This is a genomic window from Streptomyces diastatochromogenes (assembly GCF_002242805.1).
In the GTDB taxonomy this organism is placed as follows: Bacteria; Actinomycetota; Actinomycetes; order Streptomycetales; family Streptomycetaceae; genus Streptomyces; species Streptomyces diastatochromogenes.
Map to the genome: position 1 here is coordinate 1 of NZ_MCGQ01000025.1, position 24,230 is coordinate 24,230.

Here is a 24,230-nt window from a genome sequence, read left to right on the forward strand (position 1 = left end):
GTGACCGCGAGGGCGGGTCGGCCGGTCGGTGCGGTCACCGCGGAGGGGGGCCGGGGCGGGTCGGGCACGGGCACGTACGCGCGCGGCTGCTCCGGCCGTGCCGGTGTCTCCTCGCGGGCGGGGCGTTCGGCGGCGCGGGTGTGCAGCAGGGCGGTGGGCACCAGGACGACCGCGGTGGTGCCTCCGTAGGGGGAGGTACGCAGGTGCACCTTGATGCCGTGCCGGGAGGCCAGCCTGCTGACCACGAACAGCCCGAGGCGGTCGCTGTCGAACAGGTCCAGGGCCTCGGACTGCTCGATCCGCCGGTTGGCCTCCGCGAGGGTGTCGTCGCCCATGCCGAGGCCGCGGTCCTCGACTTCGAGGGCGTAGCCGTTGCCGACAGGTTCACCGGTGACGCGCACACGCGTGTGGGGCGGCGAGAACTGGGCGGCGTTCTCGACGAGTTCGGCGAGCAGGTGGGTGACGTCGGCGACCGCCGCGCCGTTGACGGACGCCTCGGGGAGCTGGCGAACCTCCACGCGCGCGTAGTCCTCGATCTCGGAGACGGCGGCGCGGACGACGTTCGTGAGGGACACCGGCATGCGCCAGGCACGGCCGGGGGCGGCTCCGGAGAGAATGATCAGGCTCTCGGCGTGGCGCCGCATCCGGGTGGTGAGGTGGTCGAGACGGAAGAGGTCGCTCAGCTCGTCGGGGTCGTCGGAGCGCCGCTCCATGCTGTCCAGGAGGCTGAGCTGGCGGTGGACCAGCACCTGGCTGCGTCGGGCCAGGTTGACGAAGACTCCGGAGATGCCGCTGGCGAGTTCGGCGCGCTCCACCGCTGCGTGCAGGGCGGCGCGGTGCACGGTGGTCAGGGCCTCGGCGACCTGGCCGGTCTCGTCCTCGGCGGGCGGTCCGGCGGGCGCTTCGGCCTGGATGTCGATCTCCTCGCCGGTGCGCAGTTTCCGCATCGCTGCGGGGAGTTTGCGGCGGGCGATCTCCAGGGCGTCGTTGCGCAGGCTCACCAGCTCGACGACGAGGGCCCGTCCGATGCGGACGGAGATGACGAGCGAGGCGGCGACGGCGGCGAGGCCGAAGACAACCGCGGCGCCCGCGGGGCTCAGAAAGCCGCGTGTGAACGGGTCGGCGCGGCCCGCGACGGCTCGGCCGGTGTCCGTCGCGATGGTCCGCATGGCGTCCTGCACGCGCGCGTGGGCGGTGTTCCAGGCGCTCGCCGGTGCGGTGTCCACCGCCTTGGCGCCGGTGCCGGCGGCGAGGATCTTGTCCTCGGTGGCGGTGAGGCCGGTATAGGCGCTGCTGCCGGCCAGGTCGCGCCAGGCGGCGCGCTGGGTGACGGGCAGGTCGTTCACGGCCGCCTCGGTGAGGGTGCGGCGCGTGGCGGCGGCCGCGCCGAACAGCCGCAGCCGTTCGCCCTGCAGGCTCGCGGCCGGGCGCGCGCTGCCGAGGATCGCGTCCTCCTGGGCCAGCGCCTCGGCGGCGCGGGAGAATTCGAGCAGCACGCGCGCGTCGGTGCCGACGTCGGCCTGCTGGATGCCGGTGAGGGCGCCGTCCACCGTGAAGGCGGTACCGATGGAGTCCGTGTACTGCGCGTACACCTCGCTCCAGTCGGCCTTGTGGTCGAGCACGGCGCTCCGCAGCGCGCTCAGGTGCTCGGCGCCGGTGACGAAGTCCTCGAGGCGTCCGCCGACTCCGGCGGGCAGTTCCTGGCTGTCGGCGACGGTGTTGCCGTGGCCGAGCCGCAGCCTGGCCACCGCGCGGTCGGTACGGGCGGCGAGGCCTTCGAGGTCGTCGCCGCGTCCTGCGCCCGGGTCGGCGGCATAGCGCACGGCCGCGGCCCGCTCGGTCTGCAGCGCGGTGACGGCTGCGGCCACCGGGGCGCGCAGTTCGGCGTCGACCCGCTGGGACTGACGCAGCCGGGCGACGTCCTGGACGGTACTGACGGTGGCGTACGCCCACAGGGCGAGCAGGGAGATGACGGGCACCATCAGCAGGCAGACCACCTTGGCACGCACCGTGCGGGGGCGCATGTGCCAACGGCCCGCGCGCGGGGACGCGTTCTCCGAGAGCGTGTCGAGGGTCCCGCCCGCGTCCTCGTCGGCCGGTGGTCCGGCGTGTGCTCGGCGGCCGCGGGGCGGGGGTGGGGACTGCGCCGGGGTGCCGGCTATGGGGGTGCTACGGGGTGGGCGCATGGCCTCCTCGCTCGGTACGTGGGTCGGGGCTCCGGGGCCGGGCTCCGCTAGCGGGCGGCGCTCTGGACGGGCCGCTGGGCCGAGGCGGACGCCTCGCGCTCGTCGGCCGTGGGCGAGAGGGCGACGAAGGCCGAGGTGAGGAACAGATAGGACCCGAGGCCGACGGCGAGGGGGAAGATGAACTGCATCGCCGTGGCCCCGGGCAGGACCTCGCCGGAGGGGGTGACGCGCACACTCACCGCGAACATCCCGGTGTAGTGCATGCTGCTGACGGCCGCCCCCATGACGAGGGAGGCGAGGGTGACCGCGAGAGGCGACTTGATGTTGAGCCCCGCCCACAGGGCCGCGGTCGCCGCCACGACGGCGATCAGGACCGAGAGTCCGACGAGGACGGGGTCGTAGCGCACGTGACCGTGCAGCCGAACCGCCGCCATGCCCAGGTAGTGCATGCTCGCGACGCCCAGCCCGGTGGTGAGCCCCCCGAGGAGGAGGGCCCGGTTGCGGTCCCGGCTGTACCCGACGGCGAAGACGCCGGCACAGACGACGACCATGGCGACGACGAGACTCAGGATGGTCAGCGGCACGTCGTACCGGATGTCGGTGCCGCTGACGCGGAAGCCGAGCATGGCCACGAAGTGCATGGTCCAGATGCCCGTCCCGATCGCTGAGGCGGCGGTGACGAGCCAGTTGCGGCGCGAGCGGCCGGTGGTGGCGAGCGCGCGCACGGTGCAGCGCAGTCCCAGTGCGGCGCCTATGCAGGCCATCACGTACGACAGCGCGGGGGTCAGCCAGCCGAAGGCGGCGTGGTCCAGGTGTCCCATGGCCCCGGGACGCTAGCCGGGGCAGGGGCGCACGAAGGGGGCGCATTTCGAAAGGTGTTGGAATATGACACAGACAGGCAATGGAACGATCGCGTCCAGCTCGAACATGCGCGCAGGAACGTCCCCCGTGTCGGTGAGGGATCATGCGGAGCATGAGCGACGACCACACACACGTACAGGAGTTCTTCACCGCGCGCGCGGCCGACTGGGACAGCAGGTTCCCCGACGACGGCCCCGCCTACGCGGCCGCCGTCGCGAACCTGGGCCTGCGCCCGGGTGACCGCGTGCTCGACGCGGGCTGCGGCACCGGACGCGCCCTTACGCCCTTGCGTGCCGCCGTGGGGCCTTCCGGAGTGGTGGCCGGGATCGACCTGACCCCGGCGATGCTCCAGGCCGCCGCACGGGCCGGGCGGGACCGGGCGGGGCGACTGCTGCTCGCGGACGTCGCCGCCCTGCCACTGCGATCGGCTTCCATGGACGCCGTGTTCGCGGCGGGCCTGATCGCACACCTGCCCAAGCCCTCCGAGAACCTGCGGGAACTGGTCCGCGTGGTGCGCCCGGGCGGCATGCTGGCGCTGTTCCATCCCATCGGCCGGGCAGCCCTGGCAGCGCGTCAGGGGCGGCAGATCACGCCTGACGACCTGCGGGCCGAGGCCAATCTCGGTCCTCTCCTGGCCCGCGCGGGATGGCGCATGACGTCGTACGTCGACGAGGACGCCCGTTTCCTCGCCATGGCGGTGCGCGAGGGCTGACGGCCGGGGCGGATCAGATCCGCCCTGCCACGGTCGCCACGAAGGCGTCGGGGTCGTCGAACATGACGTTGTGCCCGGCGCCGGGCACCGTCACCACGCGGACCCCGGCGGCTTCCAGGCCCTCCCTGCCCGGGAGTTCGCCGCTGTGCTCGCCCTGAAGGTAGACGCGGTCGATCGTCAGACCTTCCAGAATCGTGCGCATCACGGGGTCCGAACCGCGCCGGAGACCGACGGCACTGCGGTGCAGCGCGCGGGGATCGGCCAGCCGCATCGTGGCGGCCCACAGCGGTCCCACGGCCTCGAGCACGCGCGCGTACTGCTCTTCGACGAACTCGTCCTCCCCGTAGGCGGCGATGCCGCTGCTCGCTGCCGTCTGCGGCGGGAAGGCATCCAGATTGGCCTCCGTGAGGACGAGCCGGGAGACGAGGTCGGGCCGCCGGTGAGCGAGCACGATGGCGACGGCGCCGCCCATGCTGTGCGCGATCAACTCGGCTCCGGTGACGCCGGCCTGGTCCAGTGCGGCCGCCACGGCGTCGGCGTTCTCCTCCAGCGTGTAGCCGAAGTGCGCGGGCCGGTCGCTGATGCCGTGTCCGGGCAGGTCCACGAACAGGCTGCGCCTGCCCGCGAGTTCGGGACGGGCGGCGATGTGCGCGTGGTACACGGCGGAAACCGATCCGAGTCCGTGCAGGTACACGCGCGCGGGCTCCTCACCGGGCACCTCCGTCCACCGGATCCGGCTCCCCTTGCTGTCGAATTCGGCCTGCTTCACGGGGCCCCTCCCTGATACCTGCGATGACGTGCACCGAAGATACCTCGGGTTCGATGTATAACGGTAGCGAAATATCGAGGCTACGTTGTACAAGCGGGTCTACGAGAGAATGCGGGCATGCTGGAACTCGCCATCCTCGGTTTCCTGTACGACGCCCCGCTGCACGGCTACGTCCTGCGCCGGCACATCGCCGCGCTCACCGGCCATGTGCGGCCCGTCGCCGAGAGCACGCTGTACCCGGCGATCAAGCGGCTGGAGAAGGCGGGCCTGCTGGCGCGGGCCACCGAGCCCGGTGCCGTGGCCGCGCCGCGTCACGTGCTGACACTCACCGAGGAGGGCAGGCAGGAGCTGCGACGCCGCCTCGCCGACCCCGGGCAGCGCGAGATCACCGACGAGAACCACTGGTTCACGCTGCTCGCGTTCCTGCGCCACCTGGACGACCCGGCGGCCCAGGCGGCCGTGCTACGGCGCCGGCTGGCCTTCCTCGAGGAACCGGCGAGCTTCTTCTACGACGGCGACCGGCCGTTGGCCGCCGAGGAACTGGACGACCCGTTCCGGCGCGGGGTACTCAAGATCGCGCGTGCCACGAGCCGCGCCGAACTCGCCTGGCTGCGCGACACCCTCGCCTCACTCGAGGCCGTCGGCCGCTGAGGCGTCCAGGTGCCGTACCGGACAGCCGCCCGTTCCCGGGACCGGGCGGGTGCCCAGGTCGGCCGGCCGGTAGCCGTTCGGATAGCCCTTGATCTCCCGGTTCTGCCGTGCGAAATGCGCTGTGCGGCGCGGCGGCAGCAGCCGGACCAGCCGGCCGCGTGTCCGGACCGCGCGGCGCACGAGCGCGGAACTGGCCGGGTTCGGCGGCTCGTAGCGGAAGGCGCGCAGCAGCGGCTCGTCGAGGAGGGCGAGCGTGGCCGTCCGCAGCAGCGGTGCCAGCGGGCGCGGATACCAGGACGCCATCAGTTCGAGGGTGGCGTCGGAGACCCGTCGGCCCTGCTCGTCCCAGCCGAAGTGCGCCTCTTCGTAGGCGTCGAGGAGTGCTTCGAACTCCTCGTAGGTCTCGGGGATGCCAGGGATGCCCATGTGCCGGCCGAGGGTGCGGTAGTACTCGGTGGTGGCCACGATCTCGTGCCGGGACAGACGACGCCAGCCGTAGGTGTCGATCCAGCGCCTCGGCACCACCACGAAGGTGGACAGCACATAGCGCATGTCGTCGTCGCTGATGTCGTAGCTGCGGTGCATCTGGTTGATGCGGCGGATCGCGGTGCGGCCCTCGTCGGCGCTGAAGCCGTGCTCCACGACGGCGTCGAGGAGGAGGACGGTGTCGTCGTACCGCTTCTGTGTGCGCTCGGTCAGCTCCGCCGTCTGCGCCAGCAGTCGCCCGATGCTGGGCACGGCGTAGGTGCGGTACAGGGCCAGCTCCAAAGCGCGTGTGTAGTCCCAGGGGAATTCGAACGCCACGCTGAGCCGGTAGATTTCGAGAGCGTCCGCCACCGGATCCATCCGACGGATCTGCTCGAGCCGCTCGAAGCGCTTCACCGCGCCGTCCCCCTTCTGCCGCCGAAGCTCCAACTCTACGTTGAACAGGAGAAGATGAACGATCAGCAACGACCCCGTTCAGGGGGAAGGTGGGGCACGTGTTCGACGTGATACGCAAGTACGCCGCCAGATTCCGTACCTCCTCGCATGCGGAGGCGGCGGACACTCGGGACCGGCGTGCGCACAACTTGTTCGAAGCGGCGGCCGTCTATGTGGCGGCCTGCGCGGAGGACGATCAGGACCGGATCGACGAGGCGGCGGCATGGGTGTCTCCGGAGGCGCTGTCGTTCGGGGTGAGCGAGCTGGCGTGCCGGGCCGTGATCGCGCTCGCCCGGGAGCGCGACGAGTCGCCCGGGGCGGTGGCCCGCGACCTCCTCGGGCTACCGGCGGCCTGAGAAAACGCACCCGCCGACGGCGGTCGTTTCGCCCCCGTCCAGGTGGAAACCTGCAGCTCCGCGTGGTGTGCGGAGTCGTGACAAGCGGCTTCCGCTCGCACTAGGGTGCGCGCCGATGGACGAAACACTGGGGAGGCAGGGATGGCCGGGACGGACAATGAGGCCGTCGCCGCCGCGGACGAGGCGCTGTACGTGCTCACGGCGGTGCTGCTGACGCCGGCGCAGTTTCCGAGCGTGCTGGGCGACGACTACCCGGAGGCCTGCACGGCGCTGGACCTGGCGCCGCTGGCCGACGGGTACGGCCTGGTGCTCGGGCAGGACGGCGACGGGGCCCGCTGGACGGTCGTCATCGACGACGTCTCGCTGGTCGCCGTGGCGATCGCGTCCTGGGACTGCGGCATGGAGTACGAACTGTCGCCGGACGAGCGCACGGTCGTGACGGCGCTGCCGGGCTGGCCGCTGGCGGTCGCCGTCGCCGCACCCGGTGTGCCTGCGCCGCACGACCCCGGCCCCGAGGTGGTGGAGGGGCCTGCCCTGACTCCGCCGGACACCAGTTCCTGGGGGCCGGCCCAGCGGCGCCTGGGCGCCGATGAGATCGCGCTGCAGTGGGCGGCCTGGCGGGAGCAGATCGGCGACGACCACCTCCCTTCGCCCGGTGATCAGGCAGAGACGGCGAAGGCCTCGGCGGACGATGAGCCGGAGAGCGCGCCGAAGGGCGGCCACCAGGGCATCCGGCGGGTGCTGGCGGAGGCGCGCGCCTACATCGACTCGCCGCCGCCGCTGGGCCGGGTGCGCTCGTCGTTCGCCCCGGGCGACGCTCGTACGCTGCGCGCCGACGGCCCCGGATGGTCGATGGTGGCCCGCACCGACGACATCGCGTTCGTCCTGCTCGACGATGAGCCCGGGGAGGTCCTGCCGGTGGGCCGGGGTCCCGAACTGCCCGGTCTTCTGGAGGCGCTCGACAAGATGGCCGTGCGGCCCAGCTGACCCCGTGGGGGCCGCGTCCGCCGAGGAGGTGCGGTCCCCGGCGGTCCGTGGCGCGCCCGCGGCCGCCCCGGCGATCGGACCTGGTCCGATCGCCGGCCTCTCAGCGGCCGAGCTCCTTGCGTCCGACCCGGCGGAGCCTGCGCCGCTGTGAGGGGTCCAGCGCCAGGTAGGCGGCGGTCGGGACCCCCACCACGATGAGGAACGCCACCCACCACGGCAGCCATATCAGCAGGATGAGACCGACCGCCACACCCCCTGCGGCGATCTTCGCGTTCTTGGACATGAGCGTCGCCTCCTTCGCGGCCACTGCCGCTCTCTGCTCTGAAAACGGCCCCGCGCTCCCGGCGGTTCCGAAGCTCGACCCTGAGACATCCCTGAGACGCGCCCCTTAGTGGTCCAGGTCACAGCGTAAGCCTTCGAGGTGGGTTCGCCGCGTGCTGTACTGTCGGCCCCTCCGAGCAAGTAGTCAAATTTGAGGAGTGCGGCGGAACTGTGCAGAGGATTCCCACGGCACCATCCACCGACCTGTCCGAACTGGCCCGTTGCTGCGCGGTGTTCGTCCCGTCCGACCCCGCCCGCGCCGGCCTGATCGCCTTCTGGCGACCGGACGGCGAGCCTCTCCCCGACCTCGCCCAGGGGTCTGTCTCGGAGCTGGACCTGGTGGTGCCCGCGCCGGACCGGACCGTCGAACGGGTACGGATGCCCGCTCTGCTGTTGCCGGTGCGCACCGCCCTGCCGGTGCTCACTCGCGCGCGTGCGGAGTCGGGGATCCATCGGGCCACCGCGTTCTGGGGCACGGCCGGCTTGCTGGCTCTGCACTTCCTGGCGCGCGGCCTGCTCCTGCCGGGCCTCTCCTCCGGCGATCACGACGCCTGGAGGGTGGGGTCCCTGTCCGCCGGCGATGCGGAGCTGGTCCGCGAACTCGCCGCGGCCATGCCTCCGGAGGCACACGCCGTGCCGCTCGCCGCCGACGGGCGCCCTCGGCTGCCCGACCCCGAGCGGCTGCTGCGCGCCTTCCTGGACGCGGTCGCCGACACACTCCCCCGCTCCCCGGCCGCGCCGCTCGTGACGGGCGGTGCGGTGTACGCGGCACCGGAGCCTCAGCATCTGCCGGGCCTGCGCGCGTGGGCCGACGACATCGCCGCCGGCCACGACGCGGGCGTACGCCTTTCGCTGCGCGTGGAGGCGCACGGTCTGCAGGACGCCGTACGTGAGGACGACATCCCCGTGCGGTTCCGCGCGGTGCTCCAAGTGCACGGCGTGAGCGGGGCGGCGGACGTCACGGACGCCGCCGACCTGTGGGCCGGCGCCGGACCCGCGCGCGACGCGTTCGGCCCCCGCGCGCGGGCGGACACGCTGCTGGCGCTGCGCCGGGCGGCCGGGGCGTGGCCGCCGCTGGCGCCTCTGCTCTCCGCCGCCGTGCCCGACGTGGTGGACCTTGCCGACGACGAGATCGCCGAACTCCTTGGCGAGGGCGCCCGGGCACTGGCCGCCGCGGGAGTCGACGTGCACTGGCCGAAGGAGCTGTCACGAGAGCTGACCGCGCACGCGGCCGTCGGCCCGCGGGACGGGGAGGGTTCGGCGCTGCCGTCGTTCCTCTCGGCCGACGCCCTGCTCACGTTCCGCTGGTGGTTCGCGCTGGGCGGGCGCGAACTGTCGCGCGACGAACTGGACCGACTCGCCGAGGCCAAGCGCCCCCTCGTGCGGCTGCGCGACCGATGGGTGCTGGTCGACCCGCGGGAGGCGGACCGCGCCCGTACCCGGCAGGACCGCTCGATCGCGCCGGTCGAGGCGCTGGCCGCCGCTCTGACGGGCTCGGCAGAGGTCGACGGCCACCGGGTCGAGGTACGGCCCACGGGATGGCTGGCGCAGCTTCGGGAGCGGCTCGCGGATCCGGAGGCCGGGCAGCCCGTCGACCCGCCCGCGGCCCTTGCCGCCACCCTGCGGGATTACCAGCTGCGGGGCCTCGGCTGGCTGGCCCGGACGACAGCTCTCGGGCTGGGCTGCTGTCTGGCCGACGACATGGGGCTCGGCAAGACGGTCACCCTGATCGCTCTGCACCTGCACCGGCAGACGGACGCCTCGTCTGCCGGGCCCACGCTCGTGGTCTGCCCGGCGTCCCTGCTCGGCAACTGGCAGCGCGAGATCGAGCGGTTCGCACCCGGTGTCCCGGTGCGCCGATTCCACGGGCCCGGGCGCGGTCTCGGCTCCTTGGGGGACGCGGAGTTCGTCCTCACGACCTACGGCACCATGCGCCTGGACGCCGAGCGGCTCGCCGAGGTGCCCTGGGGCATGGTCGTCGCCGACGAGGCGCAGCACGTGAAGAACCCGTATGCGGCGACCGCGCGTGCGCTGCGGTCCATCGGCGCACGCGCGCGCGTGGCGCTCACGGGCACACCGGTGGAGAACAACCTCACGGAACTGTGGGCGATCCTCGACTGGACCACACCAGGACTGCTCGGCCGCCTCGGCACCTTCCGCACGCGGTATGCGCAGCCGGTCGAGGGTGGCCGGGATCCCGCCGCCGCTGAGCGTCTCGCCCGGCTCGTACGGCCGTTCCTGCTGCGGCGCCGAAAGTCCGACCCCGGAATCGCGCCGGAACTGCCACCGAAGACCGAGACCGATCACCCGGTGGCACTGACGCAGGAACAGGCGGGCCTGTACGAGGCGCTGGTCCGCGAGACCCTCGAGCGGATCGCGGACGCCGACGACATGGCCCGTCGGGGCCTGATCGTGAAGCTGCTGACCGGGCTGAAGCAGATCTGCAACCACCCGGCGCAGTTCCTCAAGAAGGACGAACCGAGGCTCACAGGACGGTCGGGGAAGCTGGAACTGCTGGACGAACTGCTCGACACCATCCTCGCGGAGGGCTCGGGTGTCCTGGTCTTCACGCAGTACGTGCGAATGGCCCGCCTGCTCGAAGGGCACCTGACGGCCCGTGGGGTGCCCTCGCAGCTCCTGCACGGTGGCACCCCGGTCGCCGAGCGGGAGGCGCTGGTGCGCCGCTTCCAGGCGGGCGAGGTGCCGGTGTTCCTGCTCTCGCTGAAGGCCGCGGGAACGGGCCTGAACCTCACGCGGGCCGAGCATGTCGTGCACTACGACCGCTGGTGGAACCCGGCGGTCGAGGCGCAGGCCACCGACCGCGCGTACCGCATCGGGCAGACCCGCCCGGTGCAGGTGCACCGGCTGATCGCCGAGGGGACCGTCGAGGACCGCATCGCGGAGATGCTCGGGCGCAAGCGGGAACTGGCGGACGCTGTGCTCGGCGCGGGCGAGGCGGCACTGACGGAGCTGACGGACGCGGACCTGGCCGCACTGGTGGAACTGCGCGGGGAGGCACGATGAACCACTACGCCGATTGCACCGATTTCACCGATGAGCCCGACCGTGGCCTGGAACGCACGTTCGCCGCGCTGCCGCCCGCGCGCGGGCGCGGGTTCGCGCAGACCTGGTGGGGCCGCGCCTGGCTGGGCGCGTTGGAGGAAACGGCGCTGGATTCCGCGGCTGTGAAGGCGGGGCGCCGACTCGCGCGCGGGGGCGGCGTCGGCGCCGTGACGGTACGGCCGGGCCGGGTCACCGCCGTCGTCCGTGATCCGAGAGGCTCGGCGCACCGGGCCGACGTCCTGGTGCCGGAACTGTCCGAAGAGCAGTGGGTCGGTTTTCTGGACCTGGCCGTGGAGCAGGCCGGACACCTGGCCGCGCTCCTCGACGGGGAACTGCCGTCGCATCTGATCGAGGACGCGGCGATCAGGGGGATCGAACTCCTGCCGGGCCTGGGCGATCTGGAACCCGAGTGCGACTGTGACGCATGGGACCACTGTGGGCACACCGCTGCCCTGTGCCATCAGGTGGCGGGTCTGCTGGACGAGGATCCGTTCGTGCTGCTGCTCATGAGGGGCCGGGCTCAGAGCGCGTTCCTGCACGAGCTGCATCTGCGAAGCGCCGCCTCCCCGGACGAGTCCGCCGCGGCCGAGGGCGTGGACGCGGCTGAGAGCGTGGACGCGGCTGAGGCCTGGGCGGCCGCGGACATCCTGCCTCCGCTGCCCGCTCTGCCCGGCCTCCCGGAGATCCCTGGCGAACCGCCGTCCTTCGACGCCGAGACGGCTCCGGTGCCCGGGATCGACCCCGTGGCGCTGCGGTATCTGGCGGCGCGGACGGCCGTCGAGGCCCACCGCATGCTCAGACAGAGCCTCAGTGGGGAGCCTGACACGGAATTGACGGCCGCTCAGGACGCCGTAAGGCTCGCCGACGGAGCGGCGCCCGGTGCTGTCGCCGACCGGCTCGCCGAAGAGGCGGGGCGGGGCCGCGAGGGGCTGGCGACGGCCGTTCGCGCCTGGCGCGTCGGTGGTGCGGCGGCCCTGGCCGTGCTCGACGAGGAGTGGCAGGTGGAGGACGTGGCGCTCGCACGCGCGCGTGCGGCCCTGGAGGCGGCCTGGGAGGAGGACGAGCAGCCGTCGTTCCGACCGGTCGGCAACCGCTGGACCGTCGCGGCGGAAGGGGTTCAGCTGCGCCTCGGCCGGGAGGGCCGCTGGTGGCCCTACCGCGAGGAAGGCGGGCGCTGGGTTCCGGCGGGCGGCGCGGACCGGGATCCGGCGACGGCACTGGCCGCGGCGCGGCTCGGCCCGGAGGACCAGTCGTACGCGGGCACTTGACGGACTGCCAGTTCCCTGAGTGAGGGCGACCCGACGAGCGGTGGACGCCGCTTGTTCACCCCGGGGTCGTGCGGTGTTCCTCCTGGGGCCCAAATGTGGCCGCAGTCAACGAAGTTGCCCCAGGAGGCCCGATGTCCCCGCACGCCACCAGCCGGCGCCGCGTCCACCGTTCCGTCGCCACGGGCCTCCCCCTGGCCCTGGCAGCCGCCCTCGTGGCCGCGGGAACGGCCACAGCTGCGCCGTCCGGGGACGCCCGTGTCATCCGCACGGCGACCCTCGGGGAGATCCCGCTCGGCGCGTTCAGCAACGCGCTGCTGCCCGGCAGCGTGGACGACGACCACGGGGTGGATCTCGGGGGCATAGGCAGCGACATCTACCCGGCGGGCCGCAAGGGCGAGTACTGGACCGTGACCGACCGCGGCCCCAACGGTCAGATCAAGGTGGACGGCAAGAAGCGCCGGACGTTCCCGGTGCCGGGATTCGACCCCGCGATCGTGAAGATCCGGGTCTCCGGGGACGAGATCGAGGTGATCGACGCGATCCCGATCACCACGTCCTCGGGGAAGGCCGTCACCGGGCTGCCCGACCAGAAGAGCCGCGACGAGGCGCCGTACACGTACGACGCCACGACCCCGCTGTCGTTCAACCCGAACGGTCTGGACACCGAGGGCATCGTGCGGGCCGGGGACGGGACGTTCTGGCTCGTGGACGAGTACGGCCCCTCGCTCGTCCACGTCTCCGCGCGCGGGCAGGTGCTCACTCGCTACGTGCCCAAGGGGCTGAACCTCACCGGCACCGACTACCCGGTGGTGGAGGCGCTGCCGTCCGTCCTGCTGCACCGGAAGATCAACCGCGGCTTCGAGGGGCTGGCGCAGCTTCCCTGTGGCGACCTGGTGATGGCCCTGCAGAGCCCGCTCTCGCTGCCCGACACGGCCGCCGGTGAGGCCTCGCGCACGACCCGTCTGCTGCGCTTCTCACCGCGGAAGCAGGCCGTCACCGCGGAGTACGCCTACCGCTTCGACCCGGTGAACGTCGTCGACCCGAGCGAGGACGACACCTCCGAGCTGAAGATCTCCTCGGTCGTGGCCGTCGGCGGTGACCGTCTGCTGGTGGAGGAGCGCACCGACAAGGCGGCCCGACTGCAGCTGGTCAGGCTGGGGCAGAAGGCCGACATCCTCGGCGGCCCCTGGGACGACGACACGACCTCTCCGTCGCTGGAGCAGCTGGACGACCCTGCCGCGGCAGGCGTGCCGGTGCTGAGCAAGCGGCTCGTCGTCGACCTGGGCAAGGTGGGCGGTGTGCCGGGGAAGATCGAGGGCATCGCGCGCGTGGACCACGACACGCTCGCCCTCATCAACGACAACGACTTCGGGATGACCGACGGAGCCGGCGCCTTCGACGCCCAGGGCCGCCTCGTCGACAGCGGGATCAAGACGACCCTGACGTACGTCCGGCTGCCCGAAGGCCTGTGAGAGGCCCGGTCAGGGCAGCTCGCCGGAGAGAGGGCAGGATCGACTCCAGGTCGCTCGGCAGTGTGCTCGGGAAACCCGAGGGCAGCTCGGTCGGCAGCCGCGAAGGCAGCCGGCTGGGCAGCTCGGTGGGAAGACTGAAGGAGGGCCGGGGAGAGCGGCTCGTGCTCGTGCCGCTCTCCTTCGGCGCCTTCTCGTCCCCCGTGCCGTGCTTCCCGGAGGCCATCAGCACCACGGCGAGAACGGCAGCGGCGGTCACGAGGACGGCCAGGACGGCGAACAACGGGCCGCGCTTACGTCGCGCGGGCTCCGGAGGCCATGACCGGTCCGGCTCGCCCGGAGGGGGCGGGCCGTAACCGCCCTGCGGCGGTCCGAATCCGCCGGGCGGAGGCGGGGTGGCGCCGGGCGGTCCGGGCGGCACAGGGGGTACAGGCGGCAGGGACATACCGTCCAGAGTCGCCACCACCCGGCCATGAGACCACCCGCGCGCGGAAGCTGATACCGGCTCATGCCACGGACCGCACGATTCCGCCGCAGCCCACGCGGCGGGCGGTCAGCCCCCACCGGAGCCCGACGCCCCGCCCCACCGAAGCCCCGAAGACGGCGAGCACGCGCGCGGGCGGGCCGCTCGGAAACGGCCCTCCACGCGCGCGTGCGCACTCAGCCCCGCGCGCCCAGCAGGTGGTCCATCGCCAGCTGGTCGAGCCGTTCGAAGGCCATACCGCGCGCGGCGGCCGCCTCCACGTCGTAGTCCTCGAAGGCCGTACGGTCGGCGAGCAGCGCCTGCAGGCCGTCCGCCGCGGTCGGCTGGGCCAGCTGGTCCAGGCGGGAGGCACGCAGCGCGTCCTGGACCTCCGGATCGGCGCGGAAGGCGGCCGCACGCTCCTTCAGGATGAGGTAGTTGCGCATGCAGCCGGCCGCCGACGCCCACACGCCGTCGAGGTCCTCGGTCCGCGGCGGCTTGAAGTCGAAGTGGCGGGGCCCGTCGTAACCGGCGCTCTCCAGGAGGTCGACGAGCCAGAAGGCGGCGCGCAGGTCTCCGGCGCCGAACCGCAGGTCCTGGTCGTACTTGATACCGGACTGCCCGTTGAGGTCGATGTGGAAGAGCTTGCCGGCCCACAGGGCCTGCGCGATGCCGTGCGGGAAGTTGAGCCCGGCCATCTGCTCGTGGCCCACCTCGGGGTTGACGCCGTACAGCTCGGGACGCTCCAGGCGCTCGATGAAGGCCAGCGCGTGACCGACGGTGGGCAGCAGGATGTCGCCGCGCGGCTCGTTCGGCTTGGGCTCGATGGCGAAGCGGATGTCGTAGCCCTGGGAGGTGACGTACTCGCCGAGGAGGTCGAACGCCTCCTTCATCCGGTCGAGGGCCGCGCGCACGTCCTTGGCGGCACCGGACTCGGCGCCCTCGCGGCCGCCCCAGGCGACGTACGTCTTAGCGCCCAGCTCGACGGCGAGATCGACGTTCCGGATCGTCTTGCGCAGCGCGTAGCGGCGGACGTCGCGGTCGTTGGCGGTGAACGCGCCGTCCTTGAAGACGGGGTGCGTGAACAGGTTCGTGGTGGCCATCGGGACGGTCATGCCGGTGGCGTCCAGGGCCTGGCGGAAGCGCTTGATGTGCGACTCGCGCTCGGTGTCCGTGGCCCCGAAGGGGATCAGGTCGTCGTCGTGGAAGGTCACTCCGTGGGCGCCGAGATCGGCCAGGCGCTGCACCGTTTCGACCGGGTCGAGGGCGCGGCGGGTGGCGTCGCCGAACGGGTCCCTTCCCTGCCAGCCGACGGTCCACAGGCCGAAGGTGAACCTGTCCTCGGGGGTGGGCTGGTAGCTCATGCCGCGACTCCTTGCTGCGTACGACTATTTCGTCATGGCCGTTTACAAATTAGTATGCGAACGCATCTCTGGGAAGAGACAAGGTGTGTCTTCGACCACAAGGTGTCGTCGACAGACGTCGTCGCCAGAGGTCGTTGACAGAAGTCTTGCCAGTTCACAGCACATCCCGCGCAGCCGCGGAAGAGGAGAACCCGATGTCAGCAGCCGAGGGTCCGCTCGTCGTCGGCGTGGACACATCCACCCAGTCCACGAAGGCGCTGGTCGTCGACGCGGCCACCGGTGAGGTCGTGGCGAGCGGCCAGGCGCCGCACACCGTGTCCTCCGGTGCGGGCCGGGAGAGTGATCCGCGTCAGTGGTGGGACGCCCTGTGCGAGGCGCTGCGCCAGTGCGGTGAGCCCGCGCACGAGGCGGCCGCGGTGTCCATCGGCGGCCAGCAGCACGGCCTGGTCACCCTGGACGAGCGGGGCGAACCGGTACGCCCCGCGTTGCTCTGGAACGACGTCCGCTCGGCACCGCAGGCCCGGCGGCTCGTCGAGGAGCTGGGCGGCCCGAAGGGCTGGGCGGAGCGCACCGGCAGCGTGCCCGGAGCGTCGTTCACGGTCACGAAGTGGGCGTGGCTGGCCGAGCACGAGCCGGAGGCGGTCCGTGCCACCAGGGCGGTGAGGCTCCCTCACGACTACCTCACCGAGCGCCTGACCGGTCAGGGCACCACGGACCGCGGCGACGCCTCCGGCACGGGTTGGTGGGCGTCGGGGACGGAGGCCTACGACGAGGAGACGCTGGCCCACGTGGGGCTCGACCCGGCGATACTGCCCCGGGTGGTGCGGCCGGGCGAGGTGGCCGGCACCGTGCGCGAGCACCACGACCTGCCGTTCTCCAAGGGCACGCTGGTGGCGCCGGGCACCGGTGACAACGCGGCCGCGGCGCTGGGGCTCGGCCTGCGTCCGGGCACCCCGGTGCTCAGTCTCGGTACGTCGGGCACCGTGTACGCCGTCTCCAAGCACCGCCCCACCGATCCGACGGGCACGGTGGCGGGCTTCGCGGACGCGCACGGGGACTGGCTGCCGCTGGCCTGCACCCTGAACTGCACCCTCGCCGTGGACCGCGTCGCGGCCCTGCTGGGCCTGGACCGAGAGGCCGTCGAGCCCGGCACCTCCGTCACCCTGCTGCCGTACCTGGACGGCGAGCGCACTCCGAACCTGCCGAACGCCTCCGGCCTGCTGCACGGGCTGCGGCACGACACCACCCCGGGTCAGCTGCTGCAGGCGGCCTACGACGGTGCGGTGCACGCGCTGCTCGGCGCGCTCGACCTGGTCCTGGACCAGGACGCGGACCGCACCACCCCGCTGCTGCTGATCGGCGGCGGAGCCCGGGGGACCGCCTGGCAGCAGACGGTACGGCGGCTGTCGGGGCGGCCGGTCCAGGTCCCGGAGGCCAGGGAGCTGGTCGCCCTCGGGGCCGCGGCGCAGGCCGCGGGCCTGCTGACCGGCGAGGACCCGGGCGCGGTGGCCCGCCGCTGGAACACGGCCGCGGGCCCGGTGCTGGACGCCGTGGAGCGGGACGAGGCGACGCTGGCCCGGATCAGCGGGGTACTCTCCGACGCGGCCCCGCTGCTGGAGCGGGGGCCGGAATCCCGCTGAGCCCAGCCGCCGCAGTTCGAGCTGAGCCCGGCGGCAGACACCGAGGATTGACCAGGGCATGACCGCACCGCTGCACGAGGGCCGCCCGCCCGGTACCGGACGTTCTCTGCCGGACACCCAGCAAGGCATGCGCCGGCGCAACCTCGCCCGGGTGATGCACGCCGTCAGCGCGGAAGGCCCGCTGTCGCGGGCCGCGGTCGCCTCGCACATCGGCCTCACGCGGGCGGCCGTGTCGACCCTCGTGGACGAGCTGATCCGCTGGGGGTTGCTGGAGGAACTGGGTCCGGAACGGCCGGGCCGAGTGGGCCGCCCCGGATCCGCGCTCGCGGTGAGCGGGCACGGTCCCGCCGGCATCGGGGCCGAGGTCGGCGTCGATCATCTCGCGGTCTGCGCGGTCGACCTGCGCGGCGCGGTCCGCGCCCGGGCCGTGCGGCACGGTGCGAACCGGGGCCGCGCCCCGGGGCCGGTGATCGAGGAGCTGACGGCGCTGGTCCGCCGGGTGGTGGCCGAGGCGGAGCGGGAGGGGCTGTGGCCCGCCGGTCTCGCGGTCGCCGTGCCGGGACTGGTGGCACGGGACGGCCGGACGGTCGTACGCGCCCCGAACCTCGACTGGAACGACGCGGACCTCGGACCCCTGCTGCCCGGCCGCCTGCCCCTGACCGTGGACAACGAGGCCAACTTCGGTGCCTTGGCGGAGCTGTGGCTCGGTGCCGGCACCCCGCGCGACTTCCTGCATGTGTCGGCCGAGATCGGCATCGGCGCCGCGGTCGTCGTGGACGGGCAACTGCTGCGCGGCACGCGGGGTTTCGCGGGCGAGCTGGGTCATGTGCCGGTCCGCCCGGACGGGCCCGCCTGCCCGTGCGGCGGGCGTGGGTGCCTGGAGCAGTTCGCCGGGGAGGAGGCGGTGCTGCGCGCGGCCGGTCTGCAGCCGCAGGAGGACATGGTCGGCCTGCTCGCGGGACGGGCCGAGGAGGGCGACGAGGCCGTACGGCGGGCCCTGCGGGACGCCGGTACGGCGCTCGGCATCGCCCTGACCGGAGCGGTCAATCTGCTCGATCCCGAGACGGTCGTCCTCGGTGGGGCCCTCGCCGGCCTCTCCCCCTGGCTGCTGCCGTCGCTGGAGGCCGAGTTGACGGGCCGTACGGCGGGACCGGCCTGCCCGGTGTGGGTGTCCGGACTGGGTTCCGAGGGCCCGCTGCTGGGCGCCGCCCACTCGGTCGTCCGGGCCGTCCTGGACGATCCGGCAGCGGTGGCCGAGCGGCCCTGACGGCTCGCTGCGGTGGGCTCGAACGGCCTGGTGACAGCCTGGTCTCACTCGATCGGGTGGCCGAGTTGTCCACAGTTCGCCGGTTGTCCACGGATCCGCGGCGCGCCCTTCTGCCCAACTCGCCCGCGCCGTACCGTGATTCACGCGAGGCGCAGCCGCCCGGCCTGCCCGGCGACGCACTCGCACGACGAAGGGATGCTCACGCGTCGGGTGACAGTCGGCTGACACACATCGGGGGGACACATGCACGGGGAGACGACCGGGACGCTGCGGCGGGACGCCATCGGGCTGCGCGAGGTCCTGTTCCAGAGCATCACGGCGATGGCACCGGCCGCCGCGGTGGCCGCCTCGATCCCCGCGGGCGCCGCCTTCGCCGGCGGCAGCCTGCCGCTGGCCGTGCTGATCGCCCTGGTGGCCTGCCTGTTCACCGCGTCCTGCGTGGCCGAGCTGGCACGCGAGCTGCCCGCGGCCGGTTCGGTGGCCACCTACGCGGCAAGGGGGCTCCACCCTGCCATCGGCTTCCTCGTCGGCTGGGGTTACGTGTTCGTGGAGACGCTGGTCCCGCCGTTGCTCCTGCTGCAGCTCGGCTTCACCACGGCGGGCACGCTGCACGAGGAGTGGTCCTCGTATCCCGCGGACCTGTGGTGGCCGTGGTCGCTGGCGGGCGCCGTCGTGATCGCCGGCGCCGGTTACCTCGGCGTCCGCGCCTCGGCCCGCTTCGGCACCGTCCTCGGGATCTTCGAAATCCTCGTCTTCCTGGTGTTCGCGGTCTGGCTCATCGGCAAGGCGGGCGACGCCAACACCCTGTCGGTCTTCGGCACGTCACACACCGCGGAGGGGTACGGCGGGGTCAGCGGAGTCTTCGCCGGGTCCGTGTACACGGTCCTCGCGTTCGCCGGGTTCGAGGCCGCGGCGCCGCTCGCCGAGGAGACGCGCGACCCCCGCCGGACCATGCACCGCGCGGTCCTCGGAGCGGCCCTGGGCATCGGTCTGTTCTACGTGGTCACGACGTACGCGATGGCCGTCTACTTCGGCCCGGACCGCCTCGCGAGGTTCGGCGCGTCGGGAGCCGCCTCCTGGGAGGGCGTGGCCCGGGCCTCGTTCGGCCTGTTCTGGGTGCTGGTGTTCCTTGCGGTGGTCAACTCGACGATCGCCAACGCCAACGCGTGCGCCAACGTCTCGACCCGTACGGCCTTCGCGCTGGCCCGTATCCGCGTCCTTCCCCGCCTGCTCGCCACGCTCCATCCCCGGCATCGCTCCCCCGTGGTGGGCATCGCGGTGCAGACCGTCGTCGCGGTCGGCGCCGTCCTGGGGCTCGGTCTCGCCTACGACCCGGTGACCGCGTTCCTGCTCCTCGCCACGGTGATCGTCACGGTCGTCGTCGGCGTCTACATCGTCGTGAACCTCGCTTGCGCGGGCTACTTCCTGCGGGGCGGCCGGGAGGGGTTCAAACCGGTACGGCATCTGCTCTTCCCGCTGCTGGGCATCGCCGCGTTCGTCCCGGCACTGCTGACGGCCGCCGGGATCCCGGTGTTCGACTTCGTGACCGAACTCGGGGTCGCCGTGGAGTGCGCGATGAACACCGTGGTGATCGTCGACCTCCTCAAGGACGTCGCCACTCCGTGGCCCCGGCTGGAATCGGACACGCATCTCATCTCGACCGGCTCGGCGCGCCCGCTGGAGGACGCCTTCCGGATATCGCAGCTTGACCTGGTGCAGTGGCTGGTCCGCGACTACGGGTTCAGTGAGCTGGACGCGTATCAGTTCGCAACCCAGGCGGTCGAATCGCCGTTGGCCAACGTGTGCGACACCAACTACACGTGCGTGGCCAAGCTCCGCAAGGAGTGGCTGCCCGCGCGGGACACCTACCGCGGCATGCACGCGCGGCTGCGGGAGACGGCACAGGCGCTCGGCCGCTGACGCCGCATCAGTCGCGCAGCTTGTGCCCCCCACACCCGCTCGTGAAAGGCAGCCGACGATGGACACGAACCGGCCCGGACGTGCAGCCCAGCTCAGCAGGCGACGGATTCTGAAGGGCGCGGCTCTCGCCGCCGTCCCCTACACGCTGCTCCCCGACGCCCGCGCGGGTGCGCAGGGAGCCGTCGACTACCCCGCGGCCGAGTGGCAGCCGGCGACCACCGGCAACTACACCTCGTCCGACCGCCCCGATGACTACACCATCGACCGCGTGATCATCCATGTCACGCAGGAGACGTACCCGGACACGCTGGCCATCTTCCAGAACCCGCAGAAGAAAGTGTCCGCGCACTATCTGGTCCGCTCGGCGGACGGGCACGTCGCCCAGTGCGTGCACGAGGCCGACATCGCCTGGCACGCGGGCAACTGGGACTACAACACCCGCAGCATCGGCATCGAGCACGAGGGCTGGGTGGACCGGCCCGCCTACTTCACCAACGCCCTCTACGAGCAGTCCGCACAGCTGACGGCGGCCATCTGCGCCAAGTACGACATCCCCAGGGACCGGAAGCACATCATCGGCCACTACCAGGTGCCGGGCACCGACCACACCGATCCGGGACCGTACTGGGACTGGGTCCGCTACCTCAGACTGGTCAATTTCGCCTAGTCGGACGTCGAAACGGTTGTCCGCGCGAACACGGCGCGTGACGATGGTCCCAGCCGTTTCACCGTCCGGGGAGGGCGAGTTGACCGATCCGTGGGTGGCCCTGGAGCCGGGGGCCGACCCCGCCGAGCGAGTCCGGGTGCTGCGCCGCGCGCACGAGGCGTTCACCACGGCGGGCACGGTGTCGCGCCCGGTGCGCGAGGTGGTGGCCGAGTCGTGGCGGCGCAGCGCGCGAGCCGGTGTGGGGCCGGACGGCACCGCGAGCGTGGAGCTGACCGACGGCGACCTCGGCGCCTATCGGGCCGAGCACCCGCTGGCCCGGGTGATGCCGCTGTTCCGGGAGCTGATGGGCACGTTCGCCGCCGACGGGGAGCATCTGCTCGCGGTGTGCGACGCGCACGGCAGGCTGCTGTGGGTCGAGGGGCATCCGGCGACCCGGCGGCTGGCGGACCGGATGAACTTCGTGCCCGGGGCACGCTGGTCGGAGACGGCGGTCGGCACCAACGCGCCGGGTACCGCGGTCGCCCTGGACCGGCCGGTGCAGGTGTTCGCGGCGGAGCACTTCATACGGCGGGTGCAGCCGTGGACCTGTGCGGCCGCGCCGGTGCACGATCCGCACACCGGCCGGGTCCTCGGCGCCGTGGACATCACCGGTGGCGACGGGCTGGCGCATCCGCACAGTCTGGGCTTCGTGCAGGCGGTGGCGCGGGCCGCCGAGTCCCAGCTCGCGCTGCTCGCCCCGCCCCGGCGCGGCGAGGACTCCGCCCTGCTGAGTGTGCTGGGCCGCGACGAGGCCGAACTGCGGCTGGACGGCCGCCGGATCAGGCTCAGCCGACGGCACAGCGAGATCCTGGTCCTGCTCGCCCGCCATCCCGAGGGGCTGACCGGCGACGAACTGCTGTGCGGGCTGTACGCGGACGAGTCGGTGACCCCGGTGACGCTGCGCGCCGAACTGGCCCGGCTGAGACGGCTGGTGGGTACGGGACTGCTCGCGTCACGGCCGTACCGGCTGACGGCGGCGGTCGAGTCCGACGCCACCGTGGTGGAGCGGCGGCTGGAGGCGGGGGCGCTCACGTCCGCGGTGGAGGCGTACGCGGGCCCGCTGCTGCCGGGTTCGCAGGCACCGGCGGTGGTGCGGCTCCGGCGCCTCCTCGCCGACGGTCTGCGGGCGGCTCTGATCGCCCACGGCGACCCCGATCTGCTCGCGGACTGGGCGCGTGCGCCCTGGGGTGAGGACGACCTGGAGGTGTGGCGGGCCCTCGCGGCGGTGCGGCCGTCGGCGCCGGTGCGGGCACGGCTCTCGGCGCTGGAGGCCGAGCTGGCCGTACCGGCTCACCAGACACCGGCGCCGACCGGCGGCGCAACGTACTTGCAACGTCCGCCCCTCTAGCCTCGCGCCGCGAGCTGCCCAACGGCGGGCAGCGGTTCACCGGGAGGCAGACCAGCATGACCCGTTACGCGGCGCCCGGCACCGAGGGCGCGATCGTCTCCTACCAGGCGCGCTACGACCACTTCATCGGCGGAGCGTACGTGCCGCCGTTGCGCGGTCAGTACTTCGAGAATCCGTCGCCGGTCAACGGACAGCCGTTCACCGAGATCGCGCGCGGTACCGCGGAGGACGTGGAGCGGGCGCTGGACGCGGCGCACGAGGCCGCGCCCGGGTGGGGTCGTACCTCGGTGACGGAGCGTTCCGACATCCTGCTGAAGATCGCCGACCGCATGGAGGCCCACCTCGAACCCCTCGCGGTGGCCGAGAGCTGGGAGAACGGCAAGCCGGTGCGCGAGACGCTGGCGGCCGACATCCCGCTCGCCATCGACCACTTCCGCTACTTCGCGGGCGCCATCCGCGCACAGGAGGGCTCGCTCGGCGAGGTCGACGACGACACGGTGGCGTACCACTTCCACGAGCCGCTCGGCGTGGTCGCGCAGATCATCCCGTGGAACTTCCCGATCCTGATGGCCGCCTGGAAGCTCGCGCCGGCGATCGCCGCGGGCAACGCGGTCGTCCTCAAGCCCGCCGAGCAGACCCCGGCGTCCATCCACTACTGGATGAGCCTGGTCGCCGACCTGCTGCCGCCGGGCGTGGTCAACATCGTCAACGGCTTCGGTGTGGAGGCGGGCAAGCCGCTGGCCTCCAGCCCGCGGGTGGCGAAGGTGGCGTTCACCGGGGAGACCACGACCGGGCGGCTGATCATGCAGTACGCCTCGGAGAACATCAAGCCGGTCACGCTGGAACTCGGCGGCAAGTCCCCGAACATCTTCTTCGACGACGTGTGGGCCCACGACGACGACTTCCGGGACAAGGCGCTCGAAGGCTTCACCATGTTCGCGCTCAACCAGGGCGAGGTGTGCACCTGCCCCTCCCGGGCGCTCGTCCAGCGCGGCAACTACGCGGAGTTCCTCGAGGCGGCCGTGGCCCGCACCCGGCAGATCAAGCCGGGGCACCCCCTCGACACCGACACGATGATCGGCGCCCAGGCCTCCAACGACCAGCTGGAGAAGATCCTCTCCTACCTGGACATCGGCCGGCAGGAGGGCGCCAAGGTCCTCACCGGCGGCGAACGCGTGGAGTACGACGGCGAGCTGAAGGGCGGCTACTACGTCCAGCCGACCATCTTCGAGGGCGACAACCGTATGCGGATCTTCCAGGAGGAGATCTTCGGGCCGGTCGTCTCGGTGGCCTCGTTCGACGACTTCGACGACGCCATCAAGATCGCGAACGACACGCTGTACGGCCTCGGCGCTGGCGTGTGGACCCGGGACATCAACACCGCGTACCGCGCGGGCCGCGCGATCCAGGCGGGCCGGGTCTGGACGAACTGCTACCACGCCTACCCCGCGCACGCGGCGTTCGGCGGCTACAAGCAGTCCGGAATCGGCCGCGAGACGCACAAGATGATGCTGGAGCACTACCAGCAGACGAAGAATCTTTTGGTGTCGTACTCGCCGAAGAAGCTCGGCTTCTTCTAGGCACCGAAAAAAGGGCGCCTGACCAGGGCAAATGCCCGTCAGGCGCCCTTCGCGGCCTCAGGTGCCGTCAGATCAGGCATTGGCCGCGAGGTCTGTTCCGGCACCCCGGCGACGTACGGCGACAAGGTCCTTTCGGTGTTCGGGCAGTGTGACCTGGTCGGTGCCCTCTACCTCGAAGCCGGCGTCCGCGATCATGTCCAGGTCGGCCTGGCCGACCTGGCCCTCGCTGGTCAGGTAGTCGCCGAGGAAGATGGAGTTGGCGAGGTTCAGGGCGAGGGGCTGCATGGTGCGCAGGTGGACCTCGCGGCCGCCCGCGATGCGCACCTCGACGTCCGGGCAGACGAAGCGGACCATCGCCAGGATGCGCAGGCAGCGCTG

General features: G+C 72.4%; 19 protein-coding genes and 1 pseudogene. 13 read left to right on the top strand and 7 right to left on the bottom strand.

The genetic code is table 11. The features are described from left to right. On the bottom strand, positions 1–2,186 hold a 2,186-nt coding region (locus BEK98_RS28155), incomplete at its 3' end, for a sensor histidine kinase (RefSeq protein ID WP_167444277.1). Between the two features lie 47 nt (positions 2,187–2,233). Beyond that, complete coding sequence (locus BEK98_RS28160) at positions 2,234–3,007, bottom strand: MHYT domain-containing protein (RefSeq protein WP_094219497.1); 774 nt, start codon at positions 3,005–3,007, stop codon at positions 2,234–2,236. A 152-nt stretch (positions 3,008–3,159) separates the two neighbouring features. Here BEK98_RS28160 and BEK98_RS28165 point away from each other — a divergent pair, with 152 nt between their 5' ends. Continuing rightward, on the top strand, positions 3,160–3,759 hold the full coding sequence (locus tag BEK98_RS28165; RefSeq protein WP_094219498.1) for a class I SAM-dependent methyltransferase: 600 nt from the start codon (positions 3,160–3,162) through the stop codon (positions 3,757–3,759). Between the two features lie 13 nt (positions 3,760–3,772). Here the strand turns inward: BEK98_RS28165 and BEK98_RS28170 are convergent, their stop codons facing one another. Beyond that, entirely contained in the window at positions 3,773–4,528 is a 756-nt protein-coding gene (locus tag BEK98_RS28170) for an alpha/beta fold hydrolase (RefSeq protein ID WP_094219499.1), read from the bottom strand. 117 nt (positions 4,529–4,645) lie between these two features. Here BEK98_RS28170 and BEK98_RS28175 point away from each other — a divergent pair, with 117 nt between their 5' ends. Further along, the gene (locus tag BEK98_RS28175) at positions 4,646–5,179 is read left to right on the top strand and encodes a PadR family transcriptional regulator (RefSeq protein ID WP_094219500.1); all 534 of its coding nucleotides are present in this window, start codon (positions 4,646–4,648) and stop codon (positions 5,177–5,179) included. Here the strand turns inward: BEK98_RS28175 and BEK98_RS28180 are convergent. Further along, positions 5,156–6,061, bottom strand: coding sequence for an oxygenase MpaB family protein (locus BEK98_RS28180; RefSeq protein WP_094219512.1), 906 nt, complete (start codon positions 6,059–6,061; stop codon positions 5,156–5,158). The two genes, BEK98_RS28175 and BEK98_RS28180, sit on opposite strands and share 24 nt — an antisense overlap. 98 nt (positions 6,062–6,159) lie before the next feature. Between BEK98_RS28180 and BEK98_RS28185 the strand changes: the two genes are divergently transcribed. Both BEK98_RS28185 and BEK98_RS28190 read left to right on the top strand, forming a co-directional pair. Next, on the top strand, positions 6,160–6,456 hold the full coding sequence (locus BEK98_RS28185) for a hypothetical protein (protein ID WP_094219501.1): 297 nt from the start codon (positions 6,160–6,162) through the stop codon (positions 6,454–6,456). Between the two features lie 141 nt (positions 6,457–6,597). Then, positions 6,598–7,443 (top strand): hypothetical protein, encoded by an 846-nt coding sequence (locus BEK98_RS28190; RefSeq protein ID WP_094219502.1) that lies wholly within the window; start codon positions 6,598–6,600, stop codon positions 7,441–7,443. Positions 7,444–7,543: 100 nt separating this feature from the next. On the opposite strand, the gene BEK98_RS28195 is transcribed toward BEK98_RS28190, so the two are convergent. Beyond that, entirely contained in the window at positions 7,544–7,726 is a 183-nt protein-coding gene (locus BEK98_RS28195) for a hypothetical protein (protein ID WP_094219513.1), read from the bottom strand. Positions 7,727–7,935: 209 nt separating this feature from the next. On the opposite strand from BEK98_RS28195, the gene BEK98_RS28200 reads away from it, so the two are divergent. The 3 genes from BEK98_RS28200 (at position 7,936) to BEK98_RS28210 (ending at position 13,567) form a co-directional block, all read left to right on the top strand. Further along, the gene (locus BEK98_RS28200) at positions 7,936–10,788 is read left to right on the top strand and encodes a DEAD/DEAH box helicase (protein WP_094219503.1); all 2,853 of its coding nucleotides are present in this window, start codon (positions 7,936–7,938) and stop codon (positions 10,786–10,788) included. Beyond that, complete coding sequence (locus tag BEK98_RS28205) at positions 10,785–12,095, top strand: SWF or SNF family helicase (RefSeq protein ID WP_094219504.1); 1,311 nt, start codon at positions 10,785–10,787, stop codon at positions 12,093–12,095. The genes BEK98_RS28200 and BEK98_RS28205 overlap by 4 nt, the downstream gene beginning before the upstream one ends. Before the next feature lie 131 nt (positions 12,096–12,226). Then, positions 12,227–13,567, top strand: a complete 1,341-nt coding sequence (locus BEK98_RS28210) for an esterase-like activity of phytase family protein (RefSeq protein ID WP_094219505.1) — start codon at positions 12,227–12,229, stop codon at positions 13,565–13,567. A gap of 657 nt (positions 13,568–14,224) precedes the next feature. Here BEK98_RS28210 and xylA read toward each other — a convergent pair. Further along, positions 14,225–15,391, bottom strand: coding sequence for a xylose isomerase (xylA, locus tag BEK98_RS28225; RefSeq protein ID WP_094219506.1), 1,167 nt, complete (start codon positions 15,389–15,391; stop codon positions 14,225–14,227). Positions 15,392–15,585: 194 nt separating this feature from the next. On the opposite strand from xylA, the gene xylB reads away from it, so the two are divergent. The 6 genes from xylB to exaC all read left to right on the top strand — a co-directional run bounded on the left by xylB (position 15,586) and on the right by exaC (position 23,852). Then, on the top strand, positions 15,586–17,031 hold the full coding sequence (gene xylB, locus BEK98_RS28230; protein ID WP_094219507.1) for a xylulokinase: 1,446 nt from the start codon (positions 15,586–15,588) through the stop codon (positions 17,029–17,031). Positions 17,032–17,089: 58 nt separating this feature from the next. Further along, the gene (locus BEK98_RS28235) at positions 17,090–18,298 is read left to right on the top strand and encodes an ROK family transcriptional regulator (protein ID WP_094219508.1); all 1,209 of its coding nucleotides are present in this window, start codon (positions 17,090–17,092) and stop codon (positions 18,296–18,298) included. Positions 18,299–18,541: 243 nt separating this feature from the next. After that, positions 18,542–20,218, top strand: a complete 1,677-nt coding sequence (locus BEK98_RS28240) for an amino acid permease (protein WP_341868991.1) — start codon at positions 18,542–18,544, stop codon at positions 20,216–20,218. A gap of 58 nt (positions 20,219–20,276) precedes the next feature. Continuing rightward, complete coding sequence (locus BEK98_RS28250) at positions 20,277–20,885, top strand: N-acetylmuramoyl-L-alanine amidase (protein WP_094219509.1); 609 nt, start codon at positions 20,277–20,279, stop codon at positions 20,883–20,885. A gap of 79 nt (positions 20,886–20,964) precedes the next feature. After that, complete coding sequence (locus BEK98_RS28255) at positions 20,965–22,272, top strand: GAF domain-containing protein (protein WP_094219510.1); 1,308 nt, start codon at positions 20,965–20,967, stop codon at positions 22,270–22,272. Positions 22,273–22,328: 56 nt separating this feature from the next. After that, on the top strand, positions 22,329–23,852 hold the full coding sequence (gene exaC, locus BEK98_RS28260; protein WP_094219511.1) for an acetaldehyde dehydrogenase ExaC: 1,524 nt from the start codon (positions 22,329–22,331) through the stop codon (positions 23,850–23,852). 72 nt (positions 23,853–23,924) lie between these two features. On the opposite strand, the pseudogene BEK98_RS28265 reads toward exaC, so the two are convergent. Beyond that, positions 23,925–24,230: pseudogene (locus tag BEK98_RS28265) on the bottom strand (biotin synthase BioB); the annotation flags it as partial.

Excerpts from the sequence above, each read along its gene's own strand:
- BEK98_RS28160 (WP_094219497.1), bottom strand. The coding sequence starts at position 3,007 with ATGGGACACCTGGACCACGCCGCCTTCGGCTGGCTGACCCCCGCGCTG.
- BEK98_RS28165 (WP_094219498.1), top strand. The coding sequence starts at position 3,160 with ATGAGCGACGACCACACACACGTACAGGAGTTCTTCACCGCGCGCGCG.
- BEK98_RS28175 (WP_094219500.1), top strand. The coding sequence starts at position 4,646 with ATGCTGGAACTCGCCATCCTCGGTTTCCTGTACGACGCCCCGCTGCAC.
- BEK98_RS28190 (WP_094219502.1), top strand. The coding sequence starts at position 6,598 with ATGGCCGGGACGGACAATGAGGCCGTCGCCGCCGCGGACGAGGCGCTG.
- BEK98_RS28195 (WP_094219513.1), bottom strand. The coding sequence starts at position 7,726 with ATGTCCAAGAACGCGAAGATCGCCGCAGGGGGTGTGGCGGTCGGTCTC.
- BEK98_RS28205 (WP_094219504.1), top strand. The coding sequence starts at position 10,785 with ATGAACCACTACGCCGATTGCACCGATTTCACCGATGAGCCCGACCGT.
- BEK98_RS28210 (WP_094219505.1), top strand. The coding sequence starts at position 12,227 with ATGTCCCCGCACGCCACCAGCCGGCGCCGCGTCCACCGTTCCGTCGCC.
- xylA (WP_094219506.1), bottom strand. The coding sequence starts at position 15,391 with ATGAGCTACCAGCCCACCCCCGAGGACAGGTTCACCTTCGGCCTGTGG.
- xylB (WP_094219507.1), top strand. The coding sequence starts at position 15,586 with ATGTCAGCAGCCGAGGGTCCGCTCGTCGTCGGCGTGGACACATCCACC.
- BEK98_RS28235 (WP_094219508.1), top strand. The coding sequence starts at position 17,090 with ATGACCGCACCGCTGCACGAGGGCCGCCCGCCCGGTACCGGACGTTCT.
- BEK98_RS28240 (WP_341868991.1), top strand. The coding sequence starts at position 18,542 with ATGCACGGGGAGACGACCGGGACGCTGCGGCGGGACGCCATCGGGCTG.
- BEK98_RS28250 (WP_094219509.1), top strand. The coding sequence starts at position 20,277 with ATGGACACGAACCGGCCCGGACGTGCAGCCCAGCTCAGCAGGCGACGG.
- exaC (WP_094219511.1), top strand. The coding sequence starts at position 22,329 with ATGACCCGTTACGCGGCGCCCGGCACCGAGGGCGCGATCGTCTCCTAC.